A 16746-nucleotide genomic window follows, 5' to 3' on the forward strand; every position below is an offset into this window, starting at 1 on the left:
GCAGAGCGGCAAGCTTCGTTCAGCTTGGCGCGTGAGTCAAACCGTTGCCGGCGAATCGTCCTACAACATGTGTCGACTGTGAAATCCGTCAGGCTTTTGCTCCAATGTCTACGCTTGCAGAATTCGTTTTAAAGAGTGTGCCCATGCCAGCGCTGTTCGCTTATTTCAAGGCTTTGATCCATCCCGGTCAGGCTGTTCTGCTGTTTGCCCTGCGGACCATCGCCGCCGGGCTGTTGACCCTTTATCTGGCGTTCATTTTCGATCTCGAACAACCGAAGTGGTCGATCATGGCTGTGGTGATTGTCAGTCAGCCATTGGCAGGGATGGCACTGGCGCGCAGTTTCGGCCAGGTGATCGGCACCACCGTGGGTGCCGCGGTGGCGGTGCTGATCATGGCGATTTTTCCTCAGGCGCCGCTGCCGTTCATCACGACATTGGCGTTGTGGCTGGCGCTGTGCACAGCGGGCGGCACCTTGTTGCGCTACACCAGTTCCCAGGCGTTCGTGCTCAGTGGCTACACCGCAGTGGTGGTGGCCTTGCTGGCGATCCCGGATCAGGAAGGCACGTTTTTGCTAGCGGTCACCCGCGTCACCGAAACCCTGCTGGCCGTTGCCTGCGTGTGCGTGGTGAGCCTGCTCACAGCCCGGCCTGAAGCAGTGGCCAAAGGTTATTTCGCCAAAATCGATCAGGTGATCAAACTGGCCGCCAGCCACGCCGCCGAAGTGCTTCGCACGGAAGAAAGCGAAGCCGATTTTCAGCGTCGGCAGATGCAACTGCTCGGCGAGATCAGCGCATTGGAGGGGTTGCGGCGCCATTTGTATTTCGATGCCCCACGTTTGCGCGATGCCGACAATCTGGTGTTGCTGCTCGGCAATCAACTGATGCTGCTGACGTCGCGACTGACCGCGCTACGGCATCAGCGCGAATTGCTCATCGAACGCTGGGAGGGCGATCTGCCGCTGGAGGTGCAGCAACTGCGGGCCGAGGAACTGGCGTTGCTTGAGCAACTGGCGCAACAGGGTCGTGCGCTGTCTGGCGCGGACCGGCAACGTTTCGTCACCTTGCAGCAACAGTTCGAAGCGTTGGCGTACAAGGCCGAGCAGCAGACCGAGAACATGAGTGCGGCCCTGCGTTCACTGGCCTGGGCGCTGCGTTGGGAGCAGGCGCGCCTGCTGCAGCAACTGGAGCAGATTCTCGAACTGAGCGACGCCATTCAGGAAGGGCGCCCGGCCAGTTGCGTCTATCGCGGCCAGAGCAGTCCGTTGCATCTGGATTTCACCCTGGCCTCGATGAACGCCATTCGCGCCTTTACCGCGCTGTTGGTCAGCGGATTGATCTGGATCGAAACGGCGTGGGATGGCGCGCGCGGCGGAATGATTCTGGTGGGGATTCTCTGCTCGCTGATGGCGACGTTTCCGCGTCCGCTGATGGCTGCGCAAAGCTATGCGCGAGGCTTGGGTCTGGCGCTGGTAGTGTCGGCGTTCTATCAATTCATGCTGGTGCCCGCGATCAGTGATTTCGAGCTGCTGGCCTTGCTGCTGGCGCCGCTGCTGTATGCCATTGCCGTGGGCATTTCCAGTCCGGCCACCGCCGGTATCGGCATGGGCCTGGGGCTGTCGAGTTTTCTCATGCTCGGACCGCAAAACACCGGCACTGGGCAGAATACGGCGATCCAATGGTTCGAATTCGCCGGCGCCTACGTCAGTGCAGCGATGCTGGCCCTGATCGTTTATGCGCTGATCTTCCCGTTCCGCCCGGCCTTGCGCATCCGGCGCCTGTACGGCGAAGCGCGGGAGCAGGTGTACCAACTGAGCAAAATGCCGGCCACCGATGAACAACAATTCGCCTTCGAGAGTCGGATGACCGATCGCCTGACCAGCATGCTCGGCCTGCTGCCAGCGGCAAACGATCGCGCCATGCAACGCTTGTATGAAATCAGCCTGGCTTGCGTAGCCCTGGGCGTGGCCATGCATCAGCTGAGGCAGCAGGCGCAGAACAACGCGTTACTCACCGATGCGTTCAGCCAGCGCCTGGCATCAGCGTTACGCAAGACCGGTCGCCTGGTTGCCGGACGCGCTGATGTGCAGCTCCCGGCGCTGCTGGCGACGTTGCACCAACTCGGAGATGAGCTGGACGAGCTGCACGCCGCCAGCCATGAACATTTATGGTCGGTTTTTCGCATGCGTGTGGCGCTGCTGATTGTGGTGTCGTTCCTCGAGCGCCACGGCGAACATTTGCAACCTCAAGGTCTGGAAGGAGAACCGCAACTTGCCCATTGATTTCGAAATTGGCGGGGTTTATCTGCCGCCGATTGCCCAGGCTCTGTTACTGGCGATCCCGATTTTCATGTTGCTGGACTGGTGCTTGCGCCGCCTGGGCGTACTGCGCCTGGTCTGGCATGAAGCACTGTTCGAAGGCGCGCTGTATGCCTGTGTCTGCGCCACGCTGATTCTGTTGATGGGAGCCTGATGTCTTGAAAGCACTAGTTGCACGAATGATGACCGTGGCAGTGGTGATCCTGGCGATCGTCCTCGGCTGGTTTGCCTGGGAGTATTACACCCGCGCGCCGTGGACACGGGATGCTCGGGTGAGGGCGGATGTGGTAACGCTGTCGGCGGATGTTTCGGGGCGTATCGTCAAACTGGCGGTGCAGGACAACCAGCATGTCGACAAGGGCCAGTTGTTGCTGGAGATCGATCCGGCGCGCTATCAACTGGCGGTCGAGCATGCCCGACGCTCGGTGGAAGTGTCCAAGGCTTCGCTGGGGCAATCGCAAGCGGCAATCGTCGCCAGTGAAGCGTTGCTCAAGCAACGCCAGAGCGAGGAGCGCCGGCGCCGCACGCTGAAGCAGGGCTTCGCCATTTCCGGTGAGGAATGGGAGAAGGCCAGTACCGACGTGGCGGTTGCCCAGGCGGATCTGCTGCGCAATCAGGCCAACCTCGGCTTGGCCGAAGCCAATGTGCAACTGGCAATTGCCGCGCTGACCCAGGCTGAACTGGATTTGCAGCGCACCCGTGTCGAATCGCCGGTCAGCGGTTATGTCACCAACCTGCTTACCCGCCAAGGTGATTACGCACAGGCGGGCGGGGCACTGCTGGCGTTGGTCGACAGCGATTCGTTCTACGTCAGCGGCTATTTCGAAGAAACCAAGCTGCCGCGAATCGCGGAGGGTGATCGGGTACGCATTCAATTGATGAGTGGTGAGCGCTTCGGCGGCACAGTGGAAAGCATCGCCTTCGCCATCGCCGACCGCGAAAACGCGCCCGGCAGCCGATTGCTGGCAAACATCAACCCGAGTTACACCTGGGTGAAGCTCGCGCAACGGGTGCCGGTGCGCATTGGCATTGATGGTGACTTTGCCGGCAAGAATCGCCTGCGCGCCGGTACAACCGCCACTGTCACCGTCCTGGAGGATCACCGCTGATCCATTGTGGGAGCGAGCCTGCTCGCGAAGGCAGAGTATCAGCCACCGCTGATATGTCTGACCTGACGCTTTCGCGAGCAGGCTCGCTCCCACAAAAAATCCCAGTGCTGCAAACAGGCATAAAAAAACCCCGCGACCGAATGATACGCGGGGCAAAAAATTTGGTTGGTTGCGGCCAACCAAAGGAGCTCTTTAACAACCTTTACTTGCTGGCGACCGTCTCCGGTTGCCAGCCACCGCCGAGGGCCTTGTATATCGCGACGATGCCGCGATACAGCTCGACTTCGGCCTGTGCCTGACTGTCTTCGGCGTTCAGGCGCTCACGTTGGGCGTCGAGCAGGACGAGGAAATCGGTGGTGCCTTCGCGGTAGCGGATTTCCGCCAGATCAGCGGCCTTGCGACTCGATTCGCTCTGACGGATCAGCGAGATCAAACGTTGCTGACGCTTGCCGTAATCGCTGAAGGCGTTTTCCGATTCTTCCAGCGCCAGCAGCACCTGTTGCTCGTAGTTGGCCAGCGCGCCTTCGGCGTCAGCATCGGCACCGCGCAAACGGGCGCGGACGCTGCCGAGGTCAAACGCAGCCCAAGTGATGCTCGGGCCGAGTGCCCAGGCGTTGGCTGCCGAGGAACCGATCTGCGAGCCACGTCCGGCGGTCCAGCCGAGGAAGCCGCTGAGGCTGACCCGTGGGAACAGGTCGGCCTTGGCCACGCCGATGCGCGCAGTGGCCGAAGCCAATTGCCGTTCGGCGCTGAGAATGTCCGGACGACGTTGCAGCAGTTCACCCGGATCACCGATCGGCAGCGCCTTGGCGATGGCCGGCAGATCTTTCGGGCTCAGGTCGACGGTCAGTTTGTCCGGGCGCTCACCGAGCAGCGTAGCGATACGGTTTTTCTGCCGAACCTGTTCCGCCTGCAACTGCGGCACCGTGGCTTCGACGTTGGCCAGACGCGCATCGGCGCGTTCGACATCGAGCTGATCACCGACACCGGCGTCACGCAGGCTGATGGTGATCTTGCGCGACTCCTGCTGGTTGTTCAGGTTGGCCACGGCGATCTTTTCCCGCAGCTGGGCGCCGCGCAGTTGACCGTAGGCGTCGACCAGTTCGGCAATCATGGTGACTTGCAACTGGTAAAGATCGGCTTCGGCGGCCTGCTGGTCGGCGTCACTGGCTTCCAGATTGCGCTGGATGCGGCCGAACAGGTCGAGCTCCCAGGCCATGTCCAGACCGAGGTCATAGCGCTCGCTATTGACCCGGTCGGTGGTCTGGCCGGGAATCTGGCCCTTGCCCAGGTCGCTGCTGGCGCGGCTGGTGATGGTCGGCATCGCATCATTGCTGGCGTCGTCGCGGATCGCCCGGGCGGCTTTCCAGCGGGCGAACGCCACGCGCAGTTCACGGTTGCCTTGCAGCGACTGGCTCACCAACTGGTTCAGAGTCGGATCGTCGAATTGCTGCCACCAGATGCCTTCGAATTTCGAACGGTCGAAGTTCTTTTGCCCGGCGGCGCCGTCGGTGGCGGTCGTGATGTTGGCCGCCTCCGTAGCTGGGGTCTTGTAGTCGGGGCCGACGGCGCAGGCGCTGAGGGCCAGCACCAGCAGACTCGGCAGGAAGACTTTCAGACTCATTGTTGCGCCTCCAGTGGCTTTTGAAGAGTGTGCGCCTTGGCTGCTTTGCGCTGCTCGCCGCGTTCGACAAAGTTACGGATCAGTACATAGAACACTGGCGTCAGCAGCAGACCGAAGAAGGTCACCCCGAGCATCCCGGAGAACACTGCCACACCCATGGCGTGACGCATTTCGGCACCGGCGCCGCTGGAGAACACCAGTGGCACCACCCCCATGATGAACGCGAAGGAGGTCATCAGGATCGGCCGCAGACGCAGGCGGCAGGCTTCCAGCACCGCAGCGAGCGGATCGAGGCCTTCTTCCTGTTTGTCCTTGGCGAACTCGACGATCAGAATCGCGTTTTTACAGGCAAGTCCCACCAGTACGATCAAGCCGATCTGGGTGAAGATGTTGTTGTCACCGCCGGAAATGATCACACCGGTGATGGCCGACAGCAGCGTCATCGGTACGATCAGGATCACCGCCAGTGGCAGGCTCCAGCTTTCGTATTGGGCGGCGAGTACCAGGAACGCCAGCAGTACGCAGAGCGGGAACACGAACAGCGCGGTGTTGCCGGACAGAATCTGCTGGTAGGTCAGGTCGGTCCACTCATAGGTCATGCCGTTCGGAAGTTCTTCCTTGAGCAGTTTCTCGATGGCTTTTTCCGCCTGGCCAGAGCTGTAGCCCGGGGCTGCGGCACCGTTGATTTCAGCGGTGATGAAGCCGTTGTAGTGCATCACCCGATCCGGTCCCGAGGTGTCGCTGACCTTGATGAAGGTCGCCAGCGGGATCATTTCGCCTTTGTTGTTGCGTACTTTCAGCTGACCGATCTGGTCGGACTCAAGACGGAACTGCTGTTCAGCCTGAACGTTGACCTGATAGGTGCGCCCGAAGCGGTTGAAGTCGTTGGCATACAGCGAACCCAAATAGATCTGCAGGGTGTCGAAGATATCGCTGACGGCCACGCCGTGGGTCTTGGCTTTTTCACGGTCGATGGCGGCATCGACCTGCGGCACGTTCACCGTGTAGCTGGTGAACAGACCGGCCAGTTCCGGCACGTTGTGGCTTTTGTTGATGATGTTCATGGTTTCTTTGTACAGCTCGTCGTAGCCCAGGTTGCCCCGGTCTTCGATTTGCAGGCGGAAACCACCAATGGTGCCCAGACCTTGTACCGGCGGTGGCGGGAAGATCGCCATGTACGCTTCCTGAATGTTCGCGTACTGGCCGTTCAAGGCGCCGGCAATCGCGCCGGCGGACATGCTCGGGTCTTTACGCTCGTCGAACGGTTTCAGCGTCACGAAGACGATGCCGGCGTTCGGGCTGTTGGTAAAACCGTTGATCGACAGGCCCGGGAACGCTACGGCGCTTTCCACGCCCGGCTGTTTCAGCGCGAGGTCGGACATGCGCTTGATCACGTCTTCGGTGCGATCCAGGCTCGCGGCATCCGGCAATTGCGCGAAGGCCACCAGGTATTGCTTGTCCTGGCCGGGTACGAAACCGGTCGGCGTGCTGGAGAAACCGAAGAAGGTCAGTACCATCAGGCCTGCATACACGAGCAGGGCGATGCCGCTGCTACGGATAACCCGGCGCACGGTGCCGACGTAGCCATGACTGGCACGGTCGAAGAAACGGTTGAACGGACGGAACAGCCAGCCGCCGAAGATCTTGTCGAGCACTTTCGAGAAGCGGTCTTTCGGCGCGTCGTGGCTTTTCAGCAACACAGCGGCCAATGCTGGCGACAGGGTCAGCGAGTTGAACGCCGAGATCACTGTCGAGATAGCGATGGTCAGTGCGAACTGTTTGTAGAACTGCCCGGTGAGGCCGGAAATGAACGCCGCTGGAATGAACACCGCACACAGCACCAGTGCGGTGGCCACGATCGGCCCGGTCACTTCCCGCATGGCGCGCTTGGTCGCTTCGACCGGCGTCAGGCCGAGTTCGATGTTCCGTTCGACGTTTTCCACCACGACGATGGCGTCATCCACCACGATACCGATGGCCAGTACCAGGCCAAACAGCGACAGGGCGTTGAGCGAGAAACCGAACAGGTGCATGACCGCAAACGTACCGATCAACGATACCGGCACCGCCACCAACGGGATGATCGAGGCGCGCCAGGTCTGCAGGAACAGAATCACCACCAGCACCACGAGGATCAGCGCTTCGAACAGGGTGTGCACCACCGCCTCGATCGAGCCACGAACGAAGATCGTCGGGTCATACACGATGCTGTAGTCCATGCCCTGCGGGAAGCCTTTCTTCAGCTCTTCCATCTTGCCGCGCACTTCGTTGGAAATGTCGATGGCGTTGGAACCGGGACGCTGGAAGATCGGAATCGCTACAGCCGGCTGATTGTTCAGCAGCGAGCGCAAGGCGTATTGGCTGGAACCCAGTTCAATGCGTGCGATGTCCTTCAGGCGAGTGATCTCACCGTCGTCGCCTGCGCGAATGACGATGTTCTCGAACTCTTCTTCGGAGACCAGACGGCCTTGGGTGTTGACCGACAGCTGGAAGCTTTGCGCGGTCGGGGCAGGGGGCGCGCCCAGTTGACCGGCGGCGACCTGACGGTTCTGTTCGCGAATCGCGGTCACCACATCGGTGGCGGTCAGATTGCGTGAAGCGGTCTTGTTCGGGTCAAGCCAGACGCGCAGCGAGTAGTCGCCCATACCGAACAACTGCACGTCACCGACACCACCGAGGCGAGCAAGCTCATCCTTGATGTTGAGGATCGCGTAGTTGGACAGGTACAGCATGTCGTAGCGCTTGTCCGGTGAGGTCAAGTGCACAACCATGGTCAGGTCCGGCGATGCCTTGTCGACGGTGATACCGATGCGCGTTACTTCCTCGGGAAGCTTCGGCTCGGTCCGGGTCACCCGGTTCTGCACTTGCACCTGCGCGTTGTCCAGGTCAGTGCCCAGGGCGAAGGTGATGGTCAGGGTGATCTTGCCGTCGGCGGTCGACTGCGAGGACATGTACAGCATGTTCTCGACGCCGGTGATGGCCTGCTCCAGCGGAGCGGCCACGGTTTCACCGATGACTTTGGGGTTGGCGCCCGGGAAGTTGGCGCGCACGACCACGGTCGGCGGCACGACTTCCGGGTATTCGCTGATCGGCAACTGGAACAGCGAGATCGCACCGGCGATCAGGATCAACAGCGACAGCACCGCTGCGAAGATCGGCCGGGAAATGAAGAATTGGGAAAAATTCATCGGAGTTGTCGTCCCTTAACCGCGTGGGGTCGTAGCAGCCAGCTTCGCAGCCGAACCCGATGCACCCTTGGAAGGGGCAACTTTGGGCAGGTTGCTGGCTTCCAGCGCTTGACGTTGTTGAGCGAGGGCGGCGAGGGTCTGCTCGCTGGCCATCGGAATCACCTCAGGGGTGACCGGTGAGCCAGGACGAACCCGTTGCAAGCCCTTGACGATGATGGTGTCGTCCTTGTTCAGACCGTTGCGGACGATGCGCAGGCCTTCAATCTTCGGACCGAGTTCTACGGCGCGGTAGGCGGTCTTGTTGTCGCCATCCATCACCAGCACGAACTTCTTGCCCAGGTCAGTGCCCACGGCTTCGTCATTGATCAGCATGGCGTTGTAGGTGCCGCTGCCGACCAGTTTCAGCCGTGCGTACAAGCCCGGGGTGTAGGTGCCGTCAGCGTTGTCGAAGACTGCGCGACCACGGATGGTGCCGGTTTTCGGATTGACCTGGTTGTCGACGAAGTTCATCTGGCCGAGGTGCGGGTTGCCGTCTTCGTTGGACAGGCCCATGTATACCGGCGTAGTGGCGCCACGCTGGCCGTTGCGGGCCAGTTGGGTGTATTTGAGGAACACGCGTTCGTCGGCGTCGAAATAGGCGTAGACCTTGTCGGTGGAGACGACGCTGGTCAGTGCGGTGGTATCGGCGGTCACCAGGTTGCCGGCAGTGATTTCGGCGCGGCTGACGCGGCCGCTGATCGGTGCGGTCACGCGGGTGAAGCTCAGATTCAGTTTGGCCAGGTCCAATTGTGCCTGCAGAGCACCGACGGCGGCGCGGGCCTCTTGGGCAGCGCTGGTGCGCGAGTCGGCCAGTTCAGCGGAAATGGCGTTGCTGGTACGCAGACGTTCACCGCGAGCGGCTTCGTTTTCGCTGCGAGTGGCGGTGGCGCGGGCTTGAGCAACCAGAGCTTCGAGGCGGCGTACCTCGGCCTGGAACGGACGCGGATCGATCTGGAACAGCAGGTCGCCTTTCTTGACCAGCGCGCCTTCGGTGAACGCGACCTGATCGATCTGGCCCGAAACCCGTGGGCGGATTTCAACGGTTTCCGGCGCTTCGAGGCGCCCGGTAAATTCGTCCCACTCGTTGACCGGTTGTTCCAGCACCTTGGCTACGCTGACTTTCGCAGCGGGCGGGGCGCCGGCAGTCTCCGGAGTTTTGCCGCAGGCGCTCATCACCAGTACGGCCAGCATGGCCAACGGGAAGCGCAAATGTTTGAGTGATTGTTCCATGGATGCAATCCGCCGAAGTATTGAAGATGGGCGGATGATGCTCGGCGCGGGTGTGATGGCACGAATCGAATGAAGCAAAGGTAACTATCATTCGGAATGATATAAGCGCAGAGGCAGCCCTCTAGCATGCACCTTTCGTTAGGGGGCTAACAATCGGCCTGAAGGCAATTCTGTGTTGCTTGATCTGCAATGATTGCGACCGACGCTGCGCGCGGAGGATTATCCGGCGATTAAATACCTCGCTGTTACCAGCACCTCGCCCACTTGCCGGAGCAATACGCCAATATCGCGGAACGGGCAACCAAGGGAGTTTCGCTCTAACATGAGCGCAACCTCATGCTCTGACATTTATCGTCCCCGGATCATATTTATGCGCGACCTGCCCCCGACCGCGACCCTGCGGGCTTTCGAAGTGGCCACCCGGCACCCGACGTTCACGGCTGCCGCTCAAGAACTGCACGTGACCCAGAGCGCCGTCAGTCACCAGCTCCGGCACCTCGAAGAACTTTGGGGCTTGCAATTGTTCGAGCGCGGCAAGGCGTTACGCCTTACAACAGCGGGGGCGACGCTGGCGCCGATCGTGCGCGAGTTTTTCATCAGCCTTGAAGCAACGCTGGAGGATCTGCGCGAGCAAAAGGACAGGGTTCGCCTGACTGTCAGCACCACCTATTCGTTCGCGTTGAAGTGGCTGCTGCCACGCTTGCCGAATCTGTCGCGCCTGCACCCGGAGCTGTTGGTGTCGCTGGATACCACGGACAAGATCATCCACTTCGCCAATGGCGAAGCCGATGTCGCAATCCGCTTGGGCAAGGGCAATTACCCCGGCCTGTATTCAGAGTTCCTGTTCGGCGAACAGGTGTTTCCCGTGGCCAGCCCCGAACTGCTGCAGCGCGTCGGCAGGCCGGGCAGTCCCGCCGAGTTGCTGCAGATGCCGTTACTCATTCGCGACGGCGCCGAGTTGGCGCCGAAATGGGAGGTGTGGTTTCAGTCCGTCGGGCTGGAGTTTTTACCGCTGCGCGAAGGCGTCAGGTTTGGTGATACCAACATGACGGTGGAAGCTGCGTTGCTCGGCCAGGGAGTGGCGTTGGTGCGCAGCGGCCATGTCGAAAATGAAATTGCCGACGGCCGTCTGGTGAGGCTGTTCGATGTGCCGTTCACTTCGCCGCTTGCTTATTATTTCGTCTGCCCCAAAGGCATCGAAGCCCAGCCGCATATCCTCAAATTTCGCGAGTGGTTGCTCAGTGAAGCGCTGAAGGTGCAGAGCGCACAGCGCTGAAGTATGAGCAATTGCTCACGGTGTAATGAGGAGACTTCACTGTAAGGCCAATGCCAGGGATGCCTAGAATGCTGCATGCCAATCCATCTCGTACTCCTCGTTCTGTTCGCCGCGCTCCTGCACGCCAGCTGGAACGCGCTACTGCGCGGTGGCGCCGATCGGCTCTGGTCGATGACGATGATGTGCGTGGCCATCGCCATCGTCTGCGCCATCGCCACCTTTTTCATGGCCGCGCCTGCACCTGAGAGCTGGGGGTATGCGCTGCTCTCGGCACTGCTGCATGTCGGCTACAACCTGTTTCTGGTACGCAGCTATCGGGTCGGCGATCTAGGGCAGATCTATCCGATTTCCCGTGGGTCGTCGCCAGCGCTGATCACCCTCGGCGCCGCGCTGTTTGCCGGCGAAACCATAACCCCCGGCGAACTTCTCGGCATTGGTCTGGTGTCCGGGGGGATCATTTCGTTGGCGTTCCGAGGGCGCAGCCTGTCGGTGCCGAGCCTGCCGTATGCGCTGGGCACCGGTTGTTTCATCGCCGCCTACAGCGTCGTCGATGGCATTGGCGCCAGGCTTTCCGGTGCGCCGCTCGCGTACACGGTGTGGATGAGCGCCCTGTGGGGTGTGTTGATGCCATTGGTGTATATCGGCCTGCGCGACGCCCGCAGTCTGTTTTCCGTACGGCCCGGCATGCTCGCCGCTGTGGGCGGCGGACTGGTTTCCTTACTGGCTTACGCAATCGTTATCTATGCGATGAACGAAGCGCCACTGGGCGCGGTGTCGGCCCTGCGCGAAACCAGCGTGCTGTTCGCGGCATTGCTCGGCTATTTGTTCCTCGGTGAAAAGCTCACCGTCCGCAGGATGCTGGCATGCGTGGTCATCGCCAGCGGCGCCATCATCATCGGCTGACATAGGCCAACTGCTCAGGAGAACGTCGCATGGATAAAGTCTCGCAAGCACCGCTGATTCTGATCACCGGCGGCAGCCGCGGAGTCGGCGCCGCCACCGCCCGACTCGCCGCCGCGCAAGGCTATGACGTTGCCATCAGCTACGTTGCCAACGAGTCTGCCGCGCTGGCGGTGGTGGCGGATATCGAAGCATTGGGGCGCAAAGGCCTCGCGGTGCGTGCTGACAGTGCCGACCCCGAGCAGGTTGCTGAACTGTTCTCGGCCGTCGATCGCTCATTTGGACGGATCGACGTTCTGGTCAATAACGCAGGCGTTCTGGCAAAACAGTCACGCATGGAGAACCTGAGCTTCGAACGCATGCAACGCATCTTCGCGGTCAATGCGCTGGGACCGATCCTGTGCGCGCAGCAAGCGGTGAAGCGCATGGCTTATCGGCACGGCGGCACAGGTGGGGCAGTGATCAACGTTTCTTCTGCCTCGGCGCGCCTGGGCAGTCCCAATGAATACGTCGACTATGCAGCGTCGAAAGGCGCGCTGGAAACTTTCACCATCGGCTTTGCCAAGGAAGTCGCGCGCGAGGGAATTCGGGTCAACTGCATTCGCCCGGGGCACATCTATACCGACATGCACGCCAGCGGCGGCGAACCGGGGCGGGTGGATCGCGTGAAGGAGTCGATCCCAATGGGGCGGGGCGGTCAGCCGGAAGAGGTGGCGCGGGCCATCTTGTGGCTGGCCAGCGCGGAGGCTTCGTTTGTCACCGGGACTTTTCTGGATGTGACGGGTGGCAAGTAGGTCCGGCTACAGGCTATCCGGATCCCCAAAAAACATCTGAATCCGCGACCTCAACCACCGCTCTCCCGGGTCGTTATCCTGCGACCCACGCCAGGCCATGTGCAGTTCAAATGTACGCGTCGGCAGCGGTGGATCTTCAGCACGCAGACCGCCAGCTGCCGTCAGTGCCTCAGCCGTGTAATCCGGCACGGTCGCGACGATATCGGTGCCCGCCAGCAGCGTGCCCAGTCCGTTGAACTGCGGTACCGCGAGCACCACGTGCCGTTTGCGTCCGAGTTTCTCCAGTTCTTCATCGACGAAACCACTGAGGTCGCCAGCGAACGACACCAGTGCATGCGGTCGGGCGCAGTAGTCGTCCAGGCTCAGCGGCCCCGGCACGGTGTCGGCGCGCAGCAGCTTCGGTGCGCTGCGGCGCAGGACCTTGCGCTTGGCGTTGGCCGGCAGGTCGGTGGTGTAGCTGACGCCGATCGAAATCTCGCCGGAGGCCAGCAGGCCCGGCATCAGGATGTAATTGACCCGCCGTACCACGAGGACAATGCCCGGTGCTTCGGCGCGCAGACGTTTGAGCAGCATGGGCAGCAGCGCGAATTCGACGTCGTCGGACAAACCGATGCGAAACACCGAGGTGCTGGTCGCCGGATCAAAATCGGCGGCACGACTGACGGCGGTCGAGATCGAATCAAGGGCAGGCGAGAGCAGGGCGAAGATTTCCACCGCGCGCGCGGAAGGTTCCATGCTGCGACCGGTGCGGACAAACAAGGGATCGTCAAACAGGCTGCGCAGACGCGACAGCGCCGCACTGATAGCCGGTTGGCCGAGGAACAATTTTTCCGCGGCCCGAGTCACACTGCGTTCGTGCATCAATGTTTCGAACACGATCAGCAGGTTCAGGTCGACACGACGCAGGTCATTACGATTCATCTGGAGTCCTGGCAGAGTCATCAAACTTGACGAGGGCGGCCATATGAGAACAATGGCCGGCATGAATCTTACGGGGAAAGGCTGGTACTCTGCACCGGAAAATCTTTACTGCGACGGTGGCAGGCCTTTTTTCATGGATTTTGCCAATGCCGCCCTTGATGCGGAATCAATGACAGGCATGTCGACTATTAATAGCCACTGATGGTCTTGGGTCCAAAGCCCAGATAGAGTTCATGGCATTAGAGGTTACTTTGACGAGGTTTGCGATGTCCCGCACGATCCGTTTTCACAAGTTTGGTCCGGCCGAGGTGCTCAAATGCGAAGAGCATGCGGCTGCTCAGCCAGGTCCTGGCGAAGTGCAGGTGCGTGTCGAGGCAATCGGCATCAGTTGGTACGACACCCTGTGGCGCCAGAATCTGGCGTCGTCCCAGGCACGTCTGCCTTCGGGCCTCGGTCATGAAATGGCTGGCGTGGTCACTGCGGTGGGCGCTAATGTCGAAGACCTGTCCGTCGGCGACAAAGTGGCCAGTTTTCCTGCGGAAAGCCCGAACGACTATCCGGTTTACGGCGAGTCGATCGTCCTGCCGCGCACCGCGCTGACCCGTTATCCCGATGTGCTCAGCCCGATCGAAGCGAGCGTGCATTACACGCCGCTGCTGATCGCCTACTTCGCTTATGCCGATCTGGCACGGGTCAAACCCGGTCAATTTGCGCTGGTGACTGACGCCAGCCACTGCGCCGGCCCGTCGTTTGTGCAATTGGGCAAAGCGCTGGGTGTGCGAGTGATCGCCGCGACCAAATCGGCGGAAGAGCGGGAGTACCTGCTGTCCCTCGGTGCGGAGAAGGTCATCGTCACCGAAGAGGAAGATCTGTTGATGCGTATCAACAAGATCACCGACAACCGCGGCGTAGATGTGGTGTTCGATGGTCTTGGCGGTCCGCAGATGTCGTTGCTCGGCGATGTGCTGGCGCCACGCGGCAGTCTGGTGCTGTACGGGCTGCAAGGTGGTAACCAGACCCCGTTCCCGGCGTGTGCGGCGTTTCAGAAGAATATCCAGTTCTTCGTGCACTGCATCGGCAATTTCACCGGCAAGCCGGAGCTGGGCATTGTCCAGGACCACGTCGCTCTGCAGCGTGCTTTGCGTGACATCAACCAGTTGACCGCTGACCGCGTGCTTTTGCCGCTCAAGACTCGTGTATTCCCGTTCAACGAGTTCGTCGAAGCGCATCGCTACATGGACGAATGCCCATGCCGCGAGCGAGTGGCCCTGCAAGTGGAAACCGCGTAAATCCGCTCATCAGAGTCCGTGGCCCCCACGGACTCTTTTCTGTTTATTCCCTTCGCTGTCAGTAAACCCTCCCCGATATCGAAGCATTGGCCTTTTCAGCAACTGAACTGGTTTTTGCCGTTCATCTGTATCTTCTAATCACACTATAAGCACTGATAATTGAATGATTACTTTCATCTCAAGGAATGAGCTATGGCTGTGCATTCAATTTGTCCGAGGCAATATCAAATGGCTGGCTCAGCTGGCTTCGTCAATTTCTGTTTAATTGCTGTAGGGCGATTCGGAAGTTGCTTCTCTTTTTCTTGTAATGATTTGGCGTGGGACGTTGTGGGAAGTTTCCTCAGAACATTGTTGAGTGGCGAAAGGCCAATGAATACGGGTGGTTGAGCGTCAAGCCTGGCATCTGGAAGGCTTTGTTCAGGTGAAGTGTTTCAAATAACTACAACTTTGTAAGTGTTAGCATTTCAGCGTCTATTACTTATTGATCCAATTGCCGCGCGCCTACTGTCATGTCTGCGCGGCATGAAACTTTTGATACCGGGTAAATACCGATGAGCACGATCCATGATCAGGCAATGAACTATGTCTATCAGCAAGTATTGCAGCGTTTGCTGAGTTTCTTTTCCCGAGCCGAGCGCACGGCATTGCAGTTGCTGATACAGCGCTTGGTGGTGGCCGCTGGCGGCATGGAAAACATCGGGCAGTTCAAGGTGCTGGTGCCTCAGTCCGGCCTGCGGGACGGCTGCTATACCCTGGCCTTGCTCCGGGCCGCTCAGTTGACCATTGCCGGCCGTGCTCCGGCGACCTTTCAGCTGCGCGTGGCTTCCCTGCGCTGGAATGGCGACAGCCCGCTCGCCCTGCAAAACCTGCATCGCAGCTACAGCGCGCTATTCCTTTATGACGATCCGCGGGTCGAGGTGCTGATGGTGGATAACCGCGAGGTCCTGCCGTTCGACCATCGCACGCCTGTCAGCAATGAAGGGCGCGAGGCCAGCCGGGTCAATCTGCTGCTGGTGGGGCACTGTCGCACCTGGCTGGAAACACCTGAATTATGGGATGACGCCTACCTGGCGACGGCCGAGTACTACAGCCAGATCGCGCGCTGGAACAACGGCGTCGACGCCATGATCAGCACCGAAACCAAAGGCAGTCAGCAGCATTTCCTCGAAGGCCTGAACCGCGCGATGCAGCGAGTGGCAATACCGGCTCCAGGCCTGGTCAATGCCGGATTCGAAACGCTTTTTCCTCTGCTCGACGAGCTCGGTGATGACTTTTACCGGGAACTGCGTGCCGATGATGACCGGACCGTGTGGCGGCCGGAAGGTGAGTTCGAAGCCTGCCGGCGCACCAGTTTTATCGACATCAACGACATGATGGTCGGCAAGCTCGAGGACCGCTGGCCGCTGTTGGGCGAGTTTCTCGGTTATGAACCTGATGATCTGGCGCTGTACCAGGGCGAAGCGGTGTTTGCTGATCCTCTGATTTCGGCACATGTGCGAGGTTTGTACGCACGGTTCATCGAGGGGCGCGCCTATGAGGCGGGCATCGACGATTACGTCCGGCACACGCTGGCCGACATGCGGCGAAAGCAGGTTGCCGAAACCGTCTGCGAGCACTTGCTGGCCAGCTACGACAACGCCGGCGGGCCAGAACAACTGCGGATGCTTGCCGAGGATTACCTCAGCAATGGTTTCGGATTGACCGAAACGCAGTTGGCGTGCCTGCTGTTTGCGCCGTTCATCGACAACGGCAAAGGTCTCGAACGCTTCCTGCGCAACTGTCATCCCGGCATGCTGGTCGCCATGCCGGACCTGCACCGCGCCATGCAGGGTCTGCACGCACCCGAGCAGGTGATGAAGTGGCTGACGGAAGTCAGCGGTTTGCCAGTCAGGCTGTTGAACCGCCTGTATGCGATGGGTCCTGTGCAGATTGATGCACCTGCGCAATTCTCCTCGGAGAGTTCGGGTTCGGACGAGGCGCGTTCGGCTGCGCCGTTCGAGCGGTCGACGGAACGCTGACGGTGAGCCAGAGCCTGGATTGTGAACCAATATCTACGGAAAT

The 16746-nt window shown here is 60.4% G+C and carries 12 protein-coding genes; 8 read left to right on the top strand and 4 right to left on the bottom strand.

Going from position 1 to position 16746, the window contains the following annotated elements; all coding sequences use genetic code 11:
- Positions 1 to 143: 143 nt before the first annotated feature.
- Genes AC0Z5Z_RS04455 through AC0Z5Z_RS04465 form a run of 3 tightly spaced genes read left to right on the top strand, consistent with a single transcriptional unit; the run spans position 144 to position 3424 of the window.
- Positions 144 to 2279, top strand: a complete 2136-nt coding sequence (locus AC0Z5Z_RS04455; RefSeq protein WP_485610748.1) for an FUSC family protein — start codon at positions 144 to 146, stop codon at positions 2277 to 2279.
- Entirely contained in the window at positions 2269 to 2469 is a 201-nt protein-coding gene (locus AC0Z5Z_RS04460; RefSeq protein ID WP_016774855.1) for a DUF1656 domain-containing protein, read from the top strand. The genes AC0Z5Z_RS04455 and AC0Z5Z_RS04460 overlap by 11 nt, the downstream gene beginning before the upstream one ends.
- Positions 2470 to 2494: 25 nt before the next feature.
- Entirely contained in the window at positions 2495 to 3424 is a 930-nt protein-coding gene (locus tag AC0Z5Z_RS04465; RefSeq protein WP_370695142.1) for an HlyD family secretion protein, read from the top strand.
- A 202-nt stretch (positions 3425 to 3626) separates the two neighbouring features.
- Here the strand turns inward: AC0Z5Z_RS04465 and AC0Z5Z_RS04470 are convergent, their stop codons facing one another.
- Genes AC0Z5Z_RS04470 through mexE form a run of 3 tightly spaced genes read right to left on the bottom strand, consistent with a single transcriptional unit; the run spans position 3627 to position 9505 of the window.
- Entirely contained in the window at positions 3627 to 5048 is a 1422-nt protein-coding gene (locus AC0Z5Z_RS04470) for an efflux transporter outer membrane subunit (protein WP_039761555.1), read from the bottom strand.
- On the bottom strand, positions 5045 to 8236 hold the full coding sequence (locus AC0Z5Z_RS04475) for an efflux RND transporter permease subunit (RefSeq protein WP_041480270.1): 3192 nt from the start codon (positions 8234 to 8236) through the stop codon (positions 5045 to 5047). The genes AC0Z5Z_RS04470 and AC0Z5Z_RS04475 overlap by 4 nt, the downstream gene beginning before the upstream one ends.
- Positions 8237 to 8251: 15 nt before the next feature.
- Positions 8252 to 9505, bottom strand: coding sequence for a multidrug efflux RND transporter periplasmic adaptor subunit MexE (gene mexE / locus AC0Z5Z_RS04480; protein WP_095180098.1), 1254 nt, complete (start codon positions 9503 to 9505; stop codon positions 8252 to 8254).
- 370 nt (positions 9506 to 9875) lie between these two features.
- On the opposite strand from mexE, the gene gcvA reads away from it, so the two are divergent.
- The 3 genes from gcvA (at position 9876) to AC0Z5Z_RS04495 (ending at position 12475) form a co-directional block, all read left to right on the top strand.
- A complete protein-coding gene (gene gcvA, locus AC0Z5Z_RS04485; RefSeq protein WP_252882094.1) occupies positions 9876 to 10781 on the top strand; it encodes a transcriptional regulator GcvA in 906 nt (301 codons plus the stop codon).
- Positions 10782 to 10856: 75 nt separating this feature from the next.
- Positions 10857 to 11684, top strand: a complete 828-nt coding sequence (locus tag AC0Z5Z_RS04490) for an EamA family transporter (protein WP_485610749.1) — start codon at positions 10857 to 10859, stop codon at positions 11682 to 11684.
- Between the two features lie 29 nt (positions 11685 to 11713).
- Complete coding sequence (locus AC0Z5Z_RS04495; RefSeq protein WP_485610750.1) at positions 11714 to 12475, top strand: SDR family oxidoreductase; 762 nt, start codon at positions 11714 to 11716, stop codon at positions 12473 to 12475.
- A 6-nt stretch (positions 12476 to 12481) separates the two neighbouring features.
- Here the strand turns inward: AC0Z5Z_RS04495 and AC0Z5Z_RS04500 are convergent, their stop codons facing one another.
- On the bottom strand, positions 12482 to 13396 hold the full coding sequence (locus tag AC0Z5Z_RS04500) for a LysR family transcriptional regulator (RefSeq protein WP_016774850.1): 915 nt from the start codon (positions 13394 to 13396) through the stop codon (positions 12482 to 12484).
- 266 nt (positions 13397 to 13662) lie between these two features.
- Between AC0Z5Z_RS04500 and AC0Z5Z_RS04505 the strand changes: the two genes are divergently transcribed.
- Together AC0Z5Z_RS04505 and AC0Z5Z_RS04510 are read left to right on the top strand one after the other, a co-directional pair.
- Positions 13663 to 14685 (top strand): zinc-dependent alcohol dehydrogenase family protein, encoded by a 1023-nt coding sequence (locus AC0Z5Z_RS04505; protein WP_485610751.1) that lies wholly within the window; start codon positions 13663 to 13665, stop codon positions 14683 to 14685.
- A 551-nt stretch (positions 14686 to 15236) separates the two neighbouring features.
- Positions 15237 to 16703, top strand: a complete 1467-nt coding sequence (locus AC0Z5Z_RS04510; RefSeq protein ID WP_252867676.1) for a hypothetical protein — start codon at positions 15237 to 15239, stop codon at positions 16701 to 16703.
- Positions 16704 to 16746: the final 43 nt, after the last annotated feature.

It is taken from the genome of Pseudomonas sp. 1L-E-NC-VB-C3 (assembly GCF_057291535.1).